Raw genomic sequence first — 17588 nt, forward strand, 5'->3', positions numbered from 1 at the left:
TTGGTTTCTATGTTTTAGGGAAACGCGACCCATTGCTACCGGATCTTAATCCCGCGCCGGTAAGGCAGGTTCATGTTCGGACCCCGCCTCAGCAAAGTCTTCGCCAGTCGCTCCAATGCCCTGTGGTGGGCGGCGATGGTGCTGGTGACCGCCTATTGCGTCGCCGCCGAGCCGCCATCAGCGCCGGAAGCTGGCGAGACGCTGGTTCTGGGACCGGATGGCGTTCAGCCAGCCGCCCGGACAGAGGGCCGGTCAAAGCCGGACAATGCCAGAGGCGATCCGGAGGATAGTGCCCAATCTGAACCCGCGGTCTGGTAGTCCAGTCGAGGCTATGGGCGTCAGTAGGGGGCCGTGCCCCCGTCAACGCTCAGCGTCGCGCCGGTAATGCCGCCACCGGCTTCCGAGGCCAGCAGCACCGCCAGGGCCGCGACTTCCTCGACCGTATTGGGCCGCTTGAGCGCGCTTTCCTGGGCAAACATGTCGATCATTTCCTCAAAGGTCATGCCAAGACCCTTCGCGGTGGTCGGCCCATTGTCCATGATCAGGTCGGTCAGCACGAGACCGGGGCAGATCGAGTTGACAGTGATGCCCATCGTACCGACTTCCTGCGCCACCGCCTTGGTCATGCCGTTAATCCCGTGCTTGGCGATCGTATAGGGTGCAAAAGTGGGCTTGCCCATCTTGCCTTCGGTCGAGCTGATATTGATGACCCGGCCGGATTTCTGCTGGATCATCGTCTGGAGCGCGCGCCGGGTGGCCCAAAATGTCGCGTAGATATTCCATTTCATCGCTTCGTCAAAAGCCTCGTCCGTCAATTCGGCCAGCGGCGCCAGTGCGCCCGCGCCGCCGGCATTGTTGACCAGTATGTCTACCGTCCCAAACTCGCTGGCGGTTTCGTCGATAAAGCCTTCGACCGATTGCTGGTCCATGACATCGCCGGCATAGAAATGCGCGCGGTCGCCGACATCGAGCGCTGCTAGAAGCTTTGCCCCCTTGTCCGGATTGCGGGCCATAAGCGAGACCGAGGCGCCTTCCGCCAGATAGGCCTCGGCAATGCCGCGTCCAATCCCTGCCGTGCCACCGGTAATGGCTGCGATTTTACCTTCAAGTTTCATGGCTCGTTCTCCGGTCTGTTTGATCACAGGGCTATCCCGCCTGACGGGCAACGGCAATGGGTTAAAAGATTAGGAGATAACCAAAACTTTCAGAGCGTTCATAAAAGGCGGCCTGAATATGAACCTCAGATAAAACCAACATTCAGCCGATGGTCAAGGCGAATCACCTAGTAATATTCATGTCGGGCATCAAACGAGTCGGGTCACCAGACAGACCCATTGGAGTAAGAACATGATCAGCAAGATTTTAGGAACACTCGCCATCACCACCGCTGCTGTTTCAGCGATGGCATTTGCAACCCCAGCCGAAGCGCGGAGCGGCTATTCGCAAGGCTATAGCGAGGGATATTACCAACGAGTCGGCTATGATGACCGGCGCTACCGTCGCGGAGATTATTACCGGGACGACCGCTATTATGATCGGCGTGACCGCCGTTATGACCGTCGTGACCGGCGCTATTATCGCGAAAAGCGGCGCTATCGGAGCGATCGTCGGCGTTATCGCGGATGTGATCGCGGAACCGGCGGAACGATTATCGGCGCAATTGCCGGCGGTCTGCTCGGCAATGAGGTCGCTCGCCGCGGCAGCAAGACCGAAGGCACGATTATCGGCGGCGCAGTCGGTGCGTTGGCAGGCCGTGCGATTGATGGAAATTGCTAAAAGGCGCCTCTGAATGAACTAGAGTTTGGTCCTTGGCATTGCTTCGAATGCCCAGGACCTTGCCTTCCCCGAGTAGCGTACCGGGGACAGGGGATCGGTGGTCTGCGTGTGCCCACGTCGGACAACCGGTCCCCGCTTGTTTTAGCGCTGCGCCAACAATGGCGGCACCGGACCGAGCCAGTCGGATAGATTGGCCTTGTCCTGGACGAAATAGGGCTTCCCTTTGCTGTTGAGATAGAAGCGCTGCATCTCGCTGCGGGAGAAGGGGCGCGACCCCAATCGTCCAAACACCGCCATTTGTCCGCCGGTTTCATCGACCGCCCGGTCGCGATCAAGGCCCTTGGAAAGCGCCAGAGCCGGTTTCGGCGTCCGCGCAAAGGCGATCAGTTCCGGCATCGGTGGCGGGGAGAAGCCGTAATAGTTGGGCTGGCTGTCCGGCGAAGTGAGCTGAATGACTTTCAACCCGTTGCGGCCATCGGCGACATAAGCGAACAGGGTCGCGTTGGTCGATCCGACGATCACATCTTCGGCATCGTTCATCGTGCCGCCGAAGCTTTCCTTGCGATAGATCACCGGTGCTTCCGGCTTGGTGATATTGGCGATCACCAGGCCGTCTTCCTTGGCCGCGATATAGGCATAGGTCCGGGCCAGGTAGAGCCGCTGCGCATTGGCCAGCGGGATCGTGCCCGATGGTACCGCTATCGGCTTCTCCATGTCGGTCACATCAAACAGCTTCACGCCGTCCGTATCGGTGACCCAGAGATAGCGGAACTGCAACGCCGAAGCGCGGGCGTCGGTCATCGGCATGGTGATGACATGGCGAGGCTGCAACGGATCGTCGAGATCAACCACCACCATACCACTGGCTGCGGCGATATAGGCATAATGGCCTGCCAGCGTGATATGGCGGGCACCGTCCAGCACATTGCCTTCGTTCCAGGTTGCCGCCCGTTTGAAGAAATTGTTGCGGAACTCGCCATCGGCCAGTGTGTTGACGTCGACCAGGATCAAACCCTCTTCGCTATCGGTCACAACCGCGTAATTATAGATTGGATGGAATGCCTGTTCCTCGTTGATTTCACGCAGCTCTTCGGTATTGCGTTCCGGTGCGATCGGCTGGTTGGTGGACAGCGCCATGCAGGTTGCGTTCTTGGTATCGACATGGGTGTCATGACCAAGCGAGGAGAAGGGCGCTTTTACGATCCTCTCCGAAAAGCCCTTATTGCCGATCGAAGCGACGTCATAGGCGCGGAAGCCGCCTTTGCCTTCAGCGACAAACATATATTCGCCGCGCAGTTGCAGGCAGCGGACGCTGTCACCTGTGCCTTGGACCACATTGGCAAATTCTTCGAGGGCCTTGGTTTCGCCGGACAAATCGTCATCCAGCCGCTCTCCGCGCACCCAATTGATCAGCTCCCGTCCGTTATCCTCAACATGCATCCGCCAATAGTCGGGATAGGCGTATTTCTGAAGGTAGGATCCGATCACGGCTTGCGGTTCGTCCCACTCGGTGACGCGCACCGCCTCGAAGCCTTTTTCAAGACCGACCCAGGCATGCAGGCCGACAAAATTGACGAAATTCGTGCCTTGCAGCAGCAGCTGCGACATGATCGCATTATTGTCATTGGCTTCGCTCAGATGGCAATCGGAACATTGCTTGGTTTCGGTCTTCCGCACGGTATGCGGGAAATGCGGGGCAAAGGCCTGACTGGAAAAACCAATCGCCGATATTGGCGGCTGCTGCACATATATGCGTTCGCGATTGATATTGGTCGAGGACAGCACCAGCGCCGAGGTCGACCGGACCGGAGCAATGATATTGCCCTTGGTGGTCTGGTGCTTGCCGAGCTGGAACATCTGATCCCTTGCAACCTGCGGATTATAGGTGGCATAGTTGCGGGTCGTTCCGCCTTCATATTTGTGGCTCTCGGTTTGCCAGTTTGCCTCGATCGGCAAATGACAGCCGCCGCAGCTGGTGGTCCAGCTGAGGTGGCAGGTGAAGCACACCATTTCCTCTTCTTTATGCGCACGATCAGCCGCAGCCACGCCGCTACCGAACTTATACTCCCCGGTTTCGGAACCGGTCTTCGACATCAATTTGGCCCGCGCGGACTTGAGATTAAAATCGGGATGCGAGCGGTCAACACTGTCTTTGACCAAGCTGACACGCCAACTCAGTTCGGGATCGACGATCGAGCGCTGGATCAGCACGCGATTTTCATCTTCGTCTTTCATCCATTCAAAGCGGCGCTGACCATCCGCATTGCGCAGCAGGCCCAGATTCTTGCCTTTGGGGCGCGCTGCAAGATTGGACGTCATCAGGGTCGGATAGGCATCCGGAGTGCCGTGACAATCCTTGCAGCTGATTTCCACGGCATTGGCGACTTCGCCATAAATCAGACCGTTGCCATGGCTATCCTGCGCAAAATGACAATCGGCGCACTGCATGCCGACCTCGGCATGAATACTCATCATGTGCACTGATTTCCCGGGATTAATGCCTGGCTCGACGAATTTCTCCTCGCCTTCACGGCGGAATTTCTCGGGATCGTCATTCTCGACAATATCGCCGGCCTTATCCAGCAGATTGCCATCGCGGTCCCGTTTCAGGATGGCGCGGAAATTCCAGCCATGGCCGTGATAATCGGCAAATTGCGTGTCGTTCAGATCCTTGTTGAGATCATAGACATTGCGCAGGAAATCGAGGTCACCCCACAGGCCTTTTGGCGATGCCATTTCGGGGTTGCGATCGAGCACCTTGCGGACTTCTTCGGCCGTCGGGAACTTCTGCTGCTTGTAGATGCGCTGATAGTCTTCATCGCTCATGCCTTCGGGGCGCGGGGTCTTGTTGTCCGGTCCGGGCCACATGAATGGCGCGTCCGATTCATAGTCCCACATCGTGTAGCCGAGGAAACTGTTCAGGAAAATATTGGGCTGGTGCATGTGACAGTTCATGCACTGGGCGGTCGGAATGGCGCGGGTAAAGGCGTGCTGGATCGGATGGCCCTTTTCGCGGTCAGCCGGATCTATATCGCCAGCGTGATCACCATCATGGCCATCATCATGACCCTCGCCATGCCCGCCGGCTGCCTTCTTTTCGCCTCCGCCATGATCGCCTTTCTTGCCATGTGCTGCGTCATAGGTCCCATAGCTGCCAAAGCGGTGCTGGCCTTCCTTGAGATTGCGGATTGTCGGATCCTTGGTCTGGGTCTGGCCATCGCGGCCATATTTTGCCCAGATCAGGCTGTGTCGCGGCTCCCGGTCATTGGCATAGACAACATGGCAGCTTGCGCAGCCGGATTGACGATAGTCGCCGGGCTGGTCATTGGTCCCCATGAACCAGGTGAATGGATCATTGAGCCGTGTCTTGTGGATGTTGAGCGCCGGGATGGCGACACGCAGGCCGGTGCCGGGGCCGCGGTTCGACTGTTTGAGGTCGGGTCGTCCAGGCTCTTCGAGGCGCTGGATGATGCCGCCAATATTGGGCAGGCCAATTTCCGGGAACTGCGTGTTGATATTGCGCCCGCCGCGCTCGAATACCCGGAAAACATCGCCTGGTGGAATGACATGCCAGGTGGGCAGGGGGTAGAGAATAGGCAGGGCGCCGCGTTTCTTCTGCTCTTCGGTGACGGTCCCGTGCGGGCTGCCCGGCGACTTGATCGTCGCGGGTTGGCCGTCACGCGTATAGGCTTCGCCAAAGACATAATTTTTGAACGGCACAATACCGTTATTATAGGCTGCGCCACCCCAGAGCATCGCGCCGGTGGCCATGAGCGAGCGTTCGGAGGCTTCGATAATCTCCATATGGCACGCCCCGCAGGCTTCGCGGGCGACGCGATAGTCTGACGGATTGACAAAGCGGACAAATTCCGGCGATTCCTTGTTGAGCAACGTATAGCTGCGCTTGGGATTGGCTGAAGACGGCCAGTGCCAGCTTTCGGGATATTTCGGCAGGACATGCGCCTTTTTGAGCGCATACATATATTGCGGGCTGGCGTTGCTCCATTCGGCATCCGCCATCACCGTCGCATCGCCGCCATGACAATCCACGCAGCCCAGCACCACGGCGGGCGTCTCGTGCATGGTTTTCTGGTCGCTGTCGGTGTGACAGGTGACGCAGCCGGAACTCTTTGTATTCGCCGCATCCCAGGTCTGATTCTGCGGTGCCGGCGGCGTAAAGCTATAATCCACCTTTTGCGGTTTCTCTTTGCCGGCAGCAAAGGCCGGCGATGCGGGCAACAGGCTCATGGCCATCACGCCCAACCCGGCTAGGACCAGTCGTTTTTGGCGGGACAGGAGAGAAAGCAGTTGCATATCAGAAGGCCAATATTGCGTTGAAGAGAATGGAATAGTGAAAGTCGCGTTTGTCGGTCTGGTCGAACAGGTCGCGGAAGCCATCACCGGGCAACAGCGCGGCGCCGGACAGACGGAACACGATATTCTGGGTTGCTTTGGGGCGATAAATGGCAGCCATCGACAAATCCCAGCCAATATCTTTCGGGATCGACCCTTCCACGCGCAGCGCTTCCAGTGTCTCGGTCTTGTGAAACCACAGATGATTGGCATTGGCTGACAGACGGAAATCAGCCGTCAGATCAGCGTCGACACCGACGCCGGCGAGGATCGTCCCTGGATTGTTGAAGTTGCTCTGTCCTTGCTCTTTTGAAGAGCGCAGTGAATTCAGGATGCCGTTGCGACCGTTAATACTGATCGCGCGGCCACCGCCGGCAAAGGGAATGGTCTGGCGGATCCAGTAGCTCGTATCCGCGCCGGCGAAAATCGGGTTTTCAAAGATCGAGTCAAAGCCAGCCTCGGTATTGTTATAGGGATTGCCATCGCCGCTCGCAAACAGGCCGGAAGCCCGAAACCGTAGGAAGTCGACATCGTAGCTCGCTTCGGCGGCGGCAAAATAGGCCGCTATCTTGGAAGGTTCGCTGGTGAAGATGTTGTTGCGGTTTTCGCCAAACGCGCCGTACAGCTGACCGGTGACGTTGATCCGCCCAATACGGCCATCCATCGCATAGCCGGGATAGACAACATCATAAGCCCGCCCGCGCAAGTCGCCGATCAGGGCCGGGCGCACGGGAAAGCCGTTGTCGTCAATCTCGACATCGCTTTTCTCGCGATTCATGTTGTAGGTGACGCTGAACTGACTGGTCAGACCGACCGCGGGCAGATCCTGGCGATAGAGATTGGCGAAGAAAATATAGCTTTCGCGCGGCGTCTGGAAAATATCGTTGAGACCACTATTGGTGTCTTTCTCGAGCTGGACAAAGGCTCCGAGATTATATTGTACGCGATTATTGTCCCGGGTCCCGAACAGGCGAAAGCCCAGCTGGTTGTCCTGAAACAGAAAGCCGCGGAAGTCGGCCTGCATCGGCTGGATACCGATACGAAAGCTGTCAAAGTCGTAACGCGCCGATGTGTTGCGGATGTGATAATCGAAAAACGCTTCCTGAACGCCGACAAAATAGTCGGTGCGGTTGGAGGTTTTCGACGGTTCGACAAACAGGACCCGGCGTTCGGGAACATTGACATGGTTGATCTGCGTGGCGAGCGTCAGCCGATATTCCACATCCGGTGGCTTATAGGCAGTGGACCCCTTGATCAAGGCAAAGCCGGTGATGAAAGTCTGGGCGTAAACTTCCGACCCTGAGCGTCCGAAAACATCAATACTGTTGGAACGCTCAGTGGTCTGAACACCGACCGGAATGGGAAAACTCCGCGGTTCGATGACGGTATCCGAGATGGCATTGACCACGAAAAACCAGTCATCGCCCTTCAAGAAAGACGGTTTCTTGTCCGCCGGGATCGGTTTGTCGCCCTTGAGCACGTTCTGGGCATAAGGGTTGAGCGTGCTGCGGCAGTTATTCTGGAGGGCGCCAAACACCTTGAAGATCGATTGGTCACCACCTTTTTGCGGGCAGAGCGTCTGCAGGATGCGCCAGCGATCCGGTACCGGAAATTCGTCGGTCGGAAAGGCCTCTGGCGGCGGCGCACTGACCGCGCCAGGATTATTCTGAATGACCCGATCCGGCAATTCTTTCGGGACACCGGGACGCCGCCGTCCGTCAATCAAGGCATCATCAGCCCCCAGACCGTCAAAGTCCATTTCCAGTTGCGCCGGTGGCTCTGCGGTTGCGGGAGAAGCCGATTTCATCGTGTCTTCCGCGATCGCCGCTTCATCTTCGGGGGCTGGTCCGCCCATGGCGACAACCGTTTCGATAGTGTCTGGTGTGGCAGATTGTGCCCATTCAAAATTCTCGCCAGCGAGCAAGGCGGTCAGCGAGGCTTCCATTTCATCGACCGATGCGCGCTGCGCCTCCATTTGCTCGGCCTGACCGGACATCACGGCCAATATTGGGACGAAAGAAGAGGAAACCGCGGCCATAATGCCTAGAGCCCCTCGCAGACATTTTGATCATCCGTATCAAGAAATGGCGCAAAGGGGCAATTGATGTAGCGCAACCGGACCTGCGCATCGCCGAGATCAACCACGACATTGTCAGCGCGAATGGCCTTGGGTGCATTGCCGATACCGCCAAGACGGAGGCCGGCATTGTGCAATCCGAGGAAACTGATCATGTCATCCTGATCGATGCCATCGCCCGAAACGCCAAGCCCACCAATCAACTGGTCACCACGGTAGATGGGTACACTGCCAGGGAAAATCTGAATGCCGTTTTCCAACCGGTTCTGGCCAGCCACTGCATCCGGGCTGTTGGTGCAGCGCATCGGTGTGTCGGTCGCTGAGGCGCCGGTCACGAAGGCGAGATGCTGCCCGAGATTGGAGAATATCAAAGCGGCCTGCAAACCGGTCGCCAGCGGATTGAAATCTTCAATCGGCCTAGACAGAGGGCCAGCTGGTCGTCCGAGTTCCCCGTCTGGGAAATAGGGGCGGGCCAAGTTGCCGCCGGACCGATCGGCGAAAGCCACAGAGCCGGTCAGCGCGTTGGGATCGTTGAGGAAGGTGCGCACCCGGCCGACATAGGCGGCGACATCCGAATCCGGATTGGCCAGCAGATCGGACGCGGCAGCGCTGTTCGAGAAAAAGGATGCGGTCCGCGCTTTCTGCAGCGATACATCGGTGCCGAAAATCGGTGCGTCCGGAGACCGGACAATGCCCAGGATTTCGCCATGCGTATCGACAATGGAAATGGAAACCTGTGCGCGGCTGTCGAGCGGTTGCCGGATCTGGGCCCGCGCGCGGCTCATGATGATGAAGGCTTCCTCGAGTATCGCCCGGGTTTCATCGGCAGTCAGCGGTGTCGCGACCGAAGCGCCGTCCGTTGCCGCGCGAATGGGGAAGCGGTTGGTACCAGTGCCGTCCGACAGGACAAAGGCATCGCGATTTTTGAATTCTGCCGCTGTGGAGGCCCGGATGCCGGATGCCTCGGTTCCGTAAGCCGAACCCGCCAAAATCGTGCCGTTGCTATAACCGGTAACCGGGATCAAATTGCCGACGGTTCCGTTGATCGCCGCAAAATTATTCTGCAGCGGTGACAGATCATCAACCACCATGTCGCTGAATCGCAGAGTCGTGCCGTCGACCGAAATGCGATTGGCGGTAATACTGGCAGGCGGCGCGAAGCCTTGAATACCCGCCAGTGCAATGGCTTCCTCATCATCGACATCGACGTCGAGAATATTGGGATCAAAACCGTAATCGCCATCGCCCATCACGCCGATCGCACCGACCACCACGCCATTTTTATAGAGTGGCAAGCCACCAGGGTCGGCGGACAGACCCAGTGGAGACCGCTTGGGGCCGATGAGCGCTGCCGAACCGGCGGCGGCGTTGAAACGTTGATTGAGATCGGAACAGGGCAACTGGCTGAATTGCACGCCGAACAAGGGGCCACTTTCCAGGCCGGCTGTCGTCGGCGCGGGCGGAAAATGCTCCTGCACAATCTGACTTGCGGTGCGGGTTGTGAACGCGTTGCCGGCGCTTGACAAATAGGCACCGGTTACCGCCTTGGCGATTGCGCCAGCGGCGGCCGGGACATCGACGCCTTGCACGTCAATGCCGGGATTGTTGATGATTCCCAATGCGGTTCGGGCGCTGGTTGTTGCAATGGCCGCAGCGCCGTTCATCTCGAATACCGCGAGGACATTGCCGACCCGGTCGGTGACGGCAATGACCGATGGCAGGTTTCGCGCTGTCGCTTCACCAACTGCCTGGGCGATGACCGTCTGGACGTCTGCAACCGAAAGGGATTCCTGGGCCGGCGGGGTAAAGGCACCGCCATTGCCATCCACCGGTGATGGAGCCGGGGTCGGGGCAGGCGTTGGGGCCGGGGCCGGGTCGCCGCCAAAATTATTGCTGCCGCCACCGCCACCACATGAGGTCAATAGCAAGGCCATCGCCGATACGGCTGCCGTGAAGCGCATATTTGTCTTGAAAGCCCCCATTAGCGAAGCGCTCGGATGGTGCGGACGGCGCTGCCCAGTGCGCGCCGGAACTGCAGCGGCTTGTAGCTATTGGGTTCGTCGACAGCGGCGTAAGCGACGTTAATCTGTCCGCGCAAGCTGGCGGCTGCGGCGTCGCTGACCTGGCCGCTGTTGACCAGACCGTTGAGCAAGGTGTCAATCGCCATCACGGCCTGAACGCTGCCCTCATAGTCGGTGAAACGAGGCGAAATGGCCTGACCGGCAATGGTTTCCATGATCCGGAAGGTCTGTTCGCGACCAAAGCTGGCACGGGAGAAGCGATCGGCCAGCAGGTTTGCCGTCTGGCGCAGCCGCGCTGCGGCTTCAACGGCCGGGCCGCGTCCGCGTCCCATTGCGGCGTGAAACGCCTTGGACCGGGCCTCAAATTGCCCGGCCAGATCCGGCGCCGCCACTTTGACGGCCGCGGTCAGCATGATGATATTCTCATCATTATAGGGCGGCATGCCTTCGGGTATCGGCCGTCCGGGATTGTTGACCGAGGTCGGTCTTGCCGATGCCTGATCGTAGATCCGCCGGTGACAGCTGTGACAGTCGTAGAAGTAGAATTCCGGGAATATGCCTTCGGTTGCCAGCGCCGGCTTGGAGAACAGGTTCAAAGAACGTTCGAGAGCCATGGATTGACCAACGGCCCAGAAGCGCACCGAATTGGTGCGTCCCTTGCGCCGGATATAGTCGACATCTTCGTCATGATGCTGCTGCAAGGTGGAGAACAGATCCATCTCGAAAGAGATGCGCGGATGACCGGCGGCCATGATCCGGTGATCCACAAACTGCCCATCCTTTGCGCTGCCAAAATGGCAATCGAGGCAATTGCTGGCACGGACTTTGGGGTTGTCGAGAGGCGTCAGGCCCAGCGAAACATTGCGCGCATGATCGGCACCGACCGCATAGTGAGCCGACAGCCAGCCGGAGGCTGGACCGTGACAGGCTTCACAGCCAACGCCATCACTGACCTGGAAGCGCGGGCCTTTTTTGGCCGCTGGTGTGCTGTGACACCCCAGACATTGTGAAGACGATGCGGCATCCTTGATGCCGAGCCGTTTGGCGATAGCGATGCTGCGCGGTTCCCGGAGGACACGAAAGGCACGGCTATGGGCACCGCCTGGTGTGGATTCTTCCTGCCAGCGCATCAATTCGTCCTGACGGACAATTTCGCCATCCGCTTCTTGGCGTCCATGACAGGTGGTGCCGCCGCAAGACGCGACGCCCAAATGGGTTCCGCTGGCCAGGCCATCCGCGGCTTCAACCGGTTCGGGTGCGGCAAGGGTGGAAACGAATAAGGCGATGGCTGCCAAGGCGAGGCAGACCAATCCAGCAGCAACGGTTGACACGTTGCGTGCCATCCACCCGTGCTTCCACGAAATGTTAAACCCCATTTGCATCGTTGCTTCATCCTGATCCAAAGACCAGGCCCCTCTTTGAGCACGACGCGACCCAAGCCGTTAACTATGTTTCACTCAACTATATTATGCTTCATTCCCAACTCAATGCAATGCTAAAAATCCCGAAAATATGTTCATTTTCTATGACTTGCATCACAGTTTATTGTGGATTTGCGAGTCGAACGTTGCTCATTTGCCACTGTCCTGTCACCACAATGCACAGAACCGTCGCGGCTGTCTTTATCGAATCGATCCGATTCAGCGATTTCTTCTGATCACCAGATTGCGAATCTCGGACATGTCCTGCATGGCAAAGCGGATGCCTTCGCGGCCCAGTCCGCTATCCTTGACGCCACCATAAGGCATGTTGTCGACCCGGTAGGATGGCACGTCGTTAATCACCACGCCGCCCACATCGAGTCGGTCCCAGGCATCGAGAGACTGGAACAAATCGCGGGTGAAGATACCGGCCTGCAGTCCGAATTTGCTGTCATTCACTTCGTCGAGCGCATCGTTGAAGTTGCTGAATTTGGACAGCAATGCCAGCGGCCCAAAAGCCTCTTCGCGATTGGCGTCGGCGTTGCTGTCGACATTTTCCAGCAAGGTGGCTTCCAGCATGTTGCCGGTCCGGTTGCCGCCGCACAGAAGCGTCGCACCACCGGCCACGGCCGCTTCAATCCAGCCATGGAGTCGGGATGCTTCCCCTTCTGAAATCATCGGACCGATAAACGTATCGCGGTCTTTCGGATCGCCGGCGATCAAGGTTTTGGTCTTGGCGACCAGCATATCCCTAAACCGATCATAGATCGCTTCGTGAATGATGATCCGTTGCACGCCGATGCAGCTTTGTCCGGATTGATAAAAGGCCCCGAAGATGATCCGTTCCAGCGCATCGTCGAGATCCGCATCCTGGTCGACAATAACGGCGGCATTGCCTCCAAGCTCGAGGATGACCGGTTTCTTGCCGGCTTTGGCCTTCAAATCCCAGCCAACTCCGGGAGAGCCGGTGAAGGACAGCAGCTTCAATCGTTCGTCCACGGTAAACAGATCAGCCCCATCGCGGCTGGCCGGCAGGATCGAAAAGGCGCCCTTGGGCAGATCGGTTTCAGCCAGAACTTCACCCATGATGATCGCGCCCAGCGGCGTTTTGGATGCCGGCTTCATCACGAAGGGACAGCCGACGGCAATGGCCGGAGCGATTTTATGGGCCGCCAGATTCAATGGAAAATTGAACGGAGAAATGAAGCTGCAGGGGCCGATCGGTACCCGTTTCCACATGCCCTGATAGCCCTTGGCGCGCTCGGATATGTCGAGCGGCTGGACTTCGCCATAGTTGCGGACGGCTTCCTCGGCGGCAATGCGGAACGTGTCGATCAGGCGGCCGACTTCGCCTTCGGCGTCCTTGATCGGTTTGCCCGCTTCCACGCACAGGGAATAAGCCAGTTCATCAAAACGTTCTTTGAATCGGTCGACACAATGCTGCAATACATTCTGCCGCTCATAGCTCGCCATGGCAGCCATGGGTTCGGTCGCTGCTACAGCTCCGGCAATGGCCTCCTCGATGACATCGGGCGTCGCCAAGGCGGTGCGGAACGCAACCTCATTGGTAAACTTGTCCGTGACTGCGAGATCCTCATTGGGCTGGGCGGCCACATTGTTGAGGTAAAGCGGATAAACATCCTTGAGTTTTGTCATTCCGGTTTCCTCAGACTTTCGCGCTCAGTTCCTTGATCTCTAGATTGAGAATGCGATCATTGTCGGAATAGTCAACCGGACAGTCAATCAGGTGGACGCCTTCGCTGTTGAGACACTTGTCGATGGTCTCCTGCAGGTTCTTCGCGCTGGTGATCCGATGCCCATGGGCGCCATAGCTTTCGGCATATTTGACGAAATCGGGATTGTCATAGGTCAGACCCCAATCCTTGAAGCCCATATTGGCCTGTTTCCAGCGGATCATGCCATAGCTGCTGTCGTTCAGGATCAGCACGGTGATATTCAGCTTCAGCCGAACCGCGGTTTCCATTTCCTGGCTGTTCATCATGAACCCGCCATCACCGCAGATCGCCATGACCTTGCGATCCGGATAGACCATTGCCGATGCCATTGCTGACGGCAGACCTGCGCCCATGGTCGCCAACGCATTGTCGAGCAGGACGGTATTGGCTTGGCGCGCCTTGTAGTTGCGGGCGAACCAGATCTTGTAGACCCCGTTATCCAGGCAGATGATTCCATCGGCTGGCATTTGTTCCCGCACGACCTTGACCAGATGCGGCGGATAGATCGGACAGCGCATGTCGTCGTCCATCGTCGCCGTATGCTCTTCTTCGGCCGCCCGGGCCTTGTACATATGATCGAAATTCCACGACCCGGAAGGCACAATATCTTCCTTCATCTGCCAAATCGCATTGCCGATATCGCCGATAACCTCGATTTGCGGGAAGTAGACCGGGTCAACCTCCGCGGTGTTCATCGAGACATGGATGACTTCGGTACCGCCATCCTGCATGAAGAAGGGCGGTTTTTCGATCACGTCGTGACCAACATTGATGATCAGGTCGGCAGATTCGATCGCGCTGTGCACGAAGTCATTGGCCGACAGCGCAGCACAGCCCATGAACTCCTTGTTGGTTTCATCGACGACGCCCTTGCCCAGCTGTGTGGTGACGAAGGGGATGCCGGTTTTCTCGATAAACTGCGTCAGCATCCTGCCGGTGGTGGTGCGGTTTGCGCCGCCGCCGATCACCAGGATCGGGGACTTCGCATTTTCAATTTTCTTGGTCGCTGCGCGCACCGCTTTGGGCTCCGCCACAGGGCGCCGCGAAAGGCTCGGTTTGATCGGCGTTGAATCCGTCTGCTCGTCGGCGACATCTTCGGGAAATTCAATATGGGTTGCGCCAGGCTTTTCTTCTTCGGCCAGACGGATCGCTTCGCGGACCCGGCTCGGAATATTGTCCGCAGAGGCCAGTTGATGGGTAAATTTTGTAATCGGTCCCATCATGTCGACCACGTCGAGAATTTGGAAGCGGCCCTGTTTGGACTTCTTGATCGGTTTCTGACCGGTCACCATCAGGATCGGCATTCCGCCAAGCTGCGCATAGGCCGCTGCGGTGACCAGGTTGGTCGCACCGGGCCCCAATGTTGCCATGCAGACGCCAGTCTTGCCAGTGTGCCGCGCATAGGTGGCGGCCATGAAGCCGGCGCCTTGTTCGTGCCGGGTCAGGATCAGTTTGATTTTCGTGGAGCGCGACAGGCTGTCGAGCATATCGAGATTCTCTTCGCCGGGGACACCGAATAGATATTCGACGCCTTCATTTTCCAGACATTGGACGAAAAGATCGGATGCTTTGGTCATGTGGGTCCTTCCCTGATCGTGATGATCAGTTTTTGCTCAAAAGAAATGGCAACGACCCCGAAATGAGATTTTCCCCTCCAGAAAAGACTCATCCCTACCCCTATGCCGTTGGTTGATAAGTCAAATTTACATGGCTGTCACGCCTCAATCGAAAAAATAGTCTGGCGATCAGTAGCCGCGATCCAGATCCGCGACCGCGATCATCGGTCCGCCTTCCTGATAGTGCTTCAGATTTTCGACAAAGCGGGCCGCGGCGCGCTGGAACATCCGGGTTTGGGCAACACCGGAAACATGCATCGTGATGAAGCAATTGGGCGCAGTCCAGAGCGGATCACCCTTGGGGAGCGGTTCGGGATCGGTCACGTCGAGCATGGCCCCTCCGATCGCTTTGCTGTTGAGCGCGGCGACGAGTGCATCCTGATCAACCAGCGAACCGCGGGCGACGTTGACCAGCCATGCCGAGGATTTCATCGCGGCAAATTCGTCAGCGCCCAGCAGTTTCCGGGTTTCGTCGGTGGCCGGTGCGGAAACAATCACCCAGTCAAATTCGCCAAGCCGGTCGCGCCAGTCTGCGGTACCGATAACTTCGGTGCCGAGCCCCGCCGGATCTTCGCTGGCGGTTCGGCGGACCGCTGTCACATCCATATCAAAGCCGGACAGTTTTCTGGCCACCTGCTGACCGATACCGCCATAGCCGATAATCAAGGCCTTGCTGTCAGACAGTTCCACCGTGCCGGGCGCTTGCTCGGGCCAGGCCTGCTGCGCTTGCATCGCCAGCAATTTGTCGGTCCGCTTGGCCGCGGAGAGCATGCCCATGACCACAAATTCTGCAATTGGCGAGCTGTTCAAGCCCGCGCCGTTGGTGACGATCGTGCCTTGCTGTTTCAATTGCTCCAGGGGAAAATGCTCGACACCGGCATAGATACTGTTCAGCCATTTCAGGCTGGTGGCCGAGGCCAGCACTTCCGCCATCTTGTCTTTGTCATACATGTCAAACCAGCCAATTTCGGCATGAGGCGCGATTTCCAGCGCTTCTTCTGTGCTGGTAAACCAGGTGACATCCAGGTCGCCGCAATGCGGTTCAACCAGCGGGCGGACGAGAGAAGCCATGGCGGCTACAGGTTTGCTCATATTGAAAGACTCCATTCCCAGCGTAGTGGATCGCCATCCATCAGTTCGACGCCCTGTTCGGTCAGGCTGTCCCGGATCGCATCGGCGGTTTCAAAATCCTTGTCCGCCTTCGCAGCCTGACGCTTGTCGAGCAGCTGTTCAATCGCATCCTGCTCCGTCGTGGCGTCAGCCGGGCGAACCCGCAGGTCCGCGCGGCTAAGCGTGTCCAGTCCAAAGCCGAGAACCGCATCAAATTCTTCGATCAGGGCCATGCGCTGATTGGCATCGATCTTTTTCTGACCGAGCAATTCTTCGAGCAGCGGCAGACATTTCGGACTGTTCAAATCATCGCAAATGGCGGCATCAAACTGCGCTTGCAGCTGAACAAGGCGCGGATGATCAATCTGCTTCGCGCTGCCGGTCGCCTTGGCCCGCAGCTGCTCAACCGCCATGACGATCCGCTTCAGCCGCGTGAGCGCTGCCTGCAGATTGTCCCAGGTAAATTCAAGCTCGCTGCGATAATGCGCCTGCAGGCACATCAGCCGATAGGCGAGGGGATGAAAGCCTTTGTCGACCAGCACCTGCAACCGCAGGAAATCGCCGGACGACTTCGACATCTTGCCGGCGCGATCAATCAGGAAATTATTGTGCATCCAGATATTGGCACCGCTATGGTCCGAGCAGTTATGCGCCTGGTTCTGGGCGATTTCATTGGGGTGATGGATCTCGCGATGGTCGATGCCGCCGGTGTGGATATCGAAGGTTTCTCCGAGATATTTATGGCTCATCTGTGAGCATTCGAGATGCCAACCAGGCGCGCCGCGGCCCCAGGGGCTGTCCCATTCCATCTGCCGTGTTTCACCCGGCGGCGTTTTGCGCCAGATTGCGAAGTCATTCTGGTTCCGTTTGCCTTCAACCAGTTCAATCCGGCTTTCGCCATCTTCGGTCTGCGCACGAGCGAGACTGCCATAGGCCGGGACGGTTGTGGTGTCGAAATACAAACCGGATGCACATTCATAGCAGTGTTTGTCGGCGATCTTCTCGGCAAAGGCGATCATTTCCTCGACATGATCGGTGGCGATTGACCATTTGGCGGGTTGCCGGATGTTGAGCCGTTCAATGTCATCCCAGTAAACCTGGGTATAATATTTGGCGATGTCCCAGGCGGACTTGCCGCTTTCGCTGGCGGCTTTTTCCATCTTGTCATCGCCAACATCGGCATCCGAGGTCAAATGCCCGACATCGGTGATGTTGATGATATGGGTCAGCTTGAGCCCCTTCCAGCGCAGCGTTCTGCCGAGCAGATCGGCAAACACATAAGCCCGCATATTCCCGATATGCTGATAGTTGTAGACGGTCGGACCGCATGTATACACCCGGGCTTCGCCGGGATGAACAGGCGTGAAAAGTTCGAGTGAACGGGTCAGGCTGTTGAACAGGTTCAACGATGAGGCATTGCTATCAGTCATAGCGCCACGCCTAGTGGTTTGTAGCGCCAAAGGTCAACCGGTCAATTC

General features: G+C 57.7%; 11 protein-coding genes. 2 read left to right on the forward strand and 9 right to left on the reverse strand.

Going from position 1 to position 17588, the window contains the following annotated elements:
* Positions 1–72: 72 nt before the first annotated feature.
* Entirely contained in the window at positions 73–318 is a 246-nt protein-coding gene (locus ACZ1GS_RS04690; protein ID WP_472697331.1) for a hypothetical protein, read from the forward strand.
* 20 nt (positions 319–338) lie between these two features.
* On the opposite strand, the gene ACZ1GS_RS04695 is transcribed toward ACZ1GS_RS04690, so the two are convergent.
* Entirely contained in the window at positions 339–1115 is a 777-nt protein-coding gene (locus ACZ1GS_RS04695; protein WP_472697332.1) for an SDR family NAD(P)-dependent oxidoreductase, read from the reverse strand.
* Positions 1116–1347: 232 nt separating this feature from the next.
* On the opposite strand from ACZ1GS_RS04695, the gene ACZ1GS_RS04700 reads away from it, so the two are divergent.
* Positions 1348–1776, forward strand: coding sequence for a glycine zipper 2TM domain-containing protein (locus ACZ1GS_RS04700; RefSeq protein ID WP_472697333.1), 429 nt, complete (start codon positions 1348–1350; stop codon positions 1774–1776).
* Between the two features lie 141 nt (positions 1777–1917).
* On the opposite strand, the gene ACZ1GS_RS04705 is transcribed toward ACZ1GS_RS04700, so the two are convergent.
* From ACZ1GS_RS04705 to cysS, 8 genes are all read right to left on the reverse strand, one after another.
* Entirely contained in the window at positions 1918–6090 is a 4173-nt protein-coding gene (locus ACZ1GS_RS04705; RefSeq protein WP_472697334.1) for a hypothetical protein, read from the reverse strand.
* 1 nt (position 6091) lies between these two features.
* The gene (locus tag ACZ1GS_RS04710) at positions 6092–7888 is read right to left on the reverse strand and encodes a hypothetical protein (RefSeq protein ID WP_472698064.1); all 1797 of its coding nucleotides are present in this window, start codon (positions 7886–7888) and stop codon (positions 6092–6094) included.
* 284 nt (positions 7889–8172) lie between these two features.
* Positions 8173–10167: a heme-binding protein gene (locus ACZ1GS_RS04715; protein WP_472697336.1), complete on the reverse strand. Its 1995-nt coding sequence runs from the start codon at positions 10165–10167 to the stop codon at positions 8173–8175.
* A gap of 20 nt (positions 10168–10187) precedes the next feature.
* Positions 10188–11570, reverse strand: coding sequence for a multiheme c-type cytochrome (locus ACZ1GS_RS04720; protein ID WP_472697337.1), 1383 nt, complete (start codon positions 11568–11570; stop codon positions 10188–10190).
* A gap of 297 nt (positions 11571–11867) precedes the next feature.
* Positions 11868–13304, reverse strand: coding sequence for an aldehyde dehydrogenase family protein (locus tag ACZ1GS_RS04725; protein ID WP_472697338.1), 1437 nt, complete (start codon positions 13302–13304; stop codon positions 11868–11870).
* 10 nt (positions 13305–13314) lie between these two features.
* Complete coding sequence (locus tag ACZ1GS_RS04730; protein ID WP_472697339.1) at positions 13315–14961, reverse strand: acetolactate synthase large subunit; 1647 nt, start codon at positions 14959–14961, stop codon at positions 13315–13317.
* A 168-nt stretch (positions 14962–15129) separates the two neighbouring features.
* On the reverse strand, positions 15130–16092 hold the full coding sequence (locus ACZ1GS_RS04735) for a D-2-hydroxyacid dehydrogenase (RefSeq protein ID WP_472697340.1): 963 nt from the start codon (positions 16090–16092) through the stop codon (positions 15130–15132).
* Entirely contained in the window at positions 16089–17540 is a 1452-nt protein-coding gene (gene cysS, locus ACZ1GS_RS04740; protein ID WP_472697341.1) for a cysteine--tRNA ligase, read from the reverse strand. Before cysS ends, ACZ1GS_RS04735 begins: the two co-directional genes overlap by 4 nt.
* Between the last annotated feature and the right edge of the window lie 48 nt (positions 17541–17588).

This window comes from Parasphingorhabdus sp. W113, from assembly GCF_055693205.1.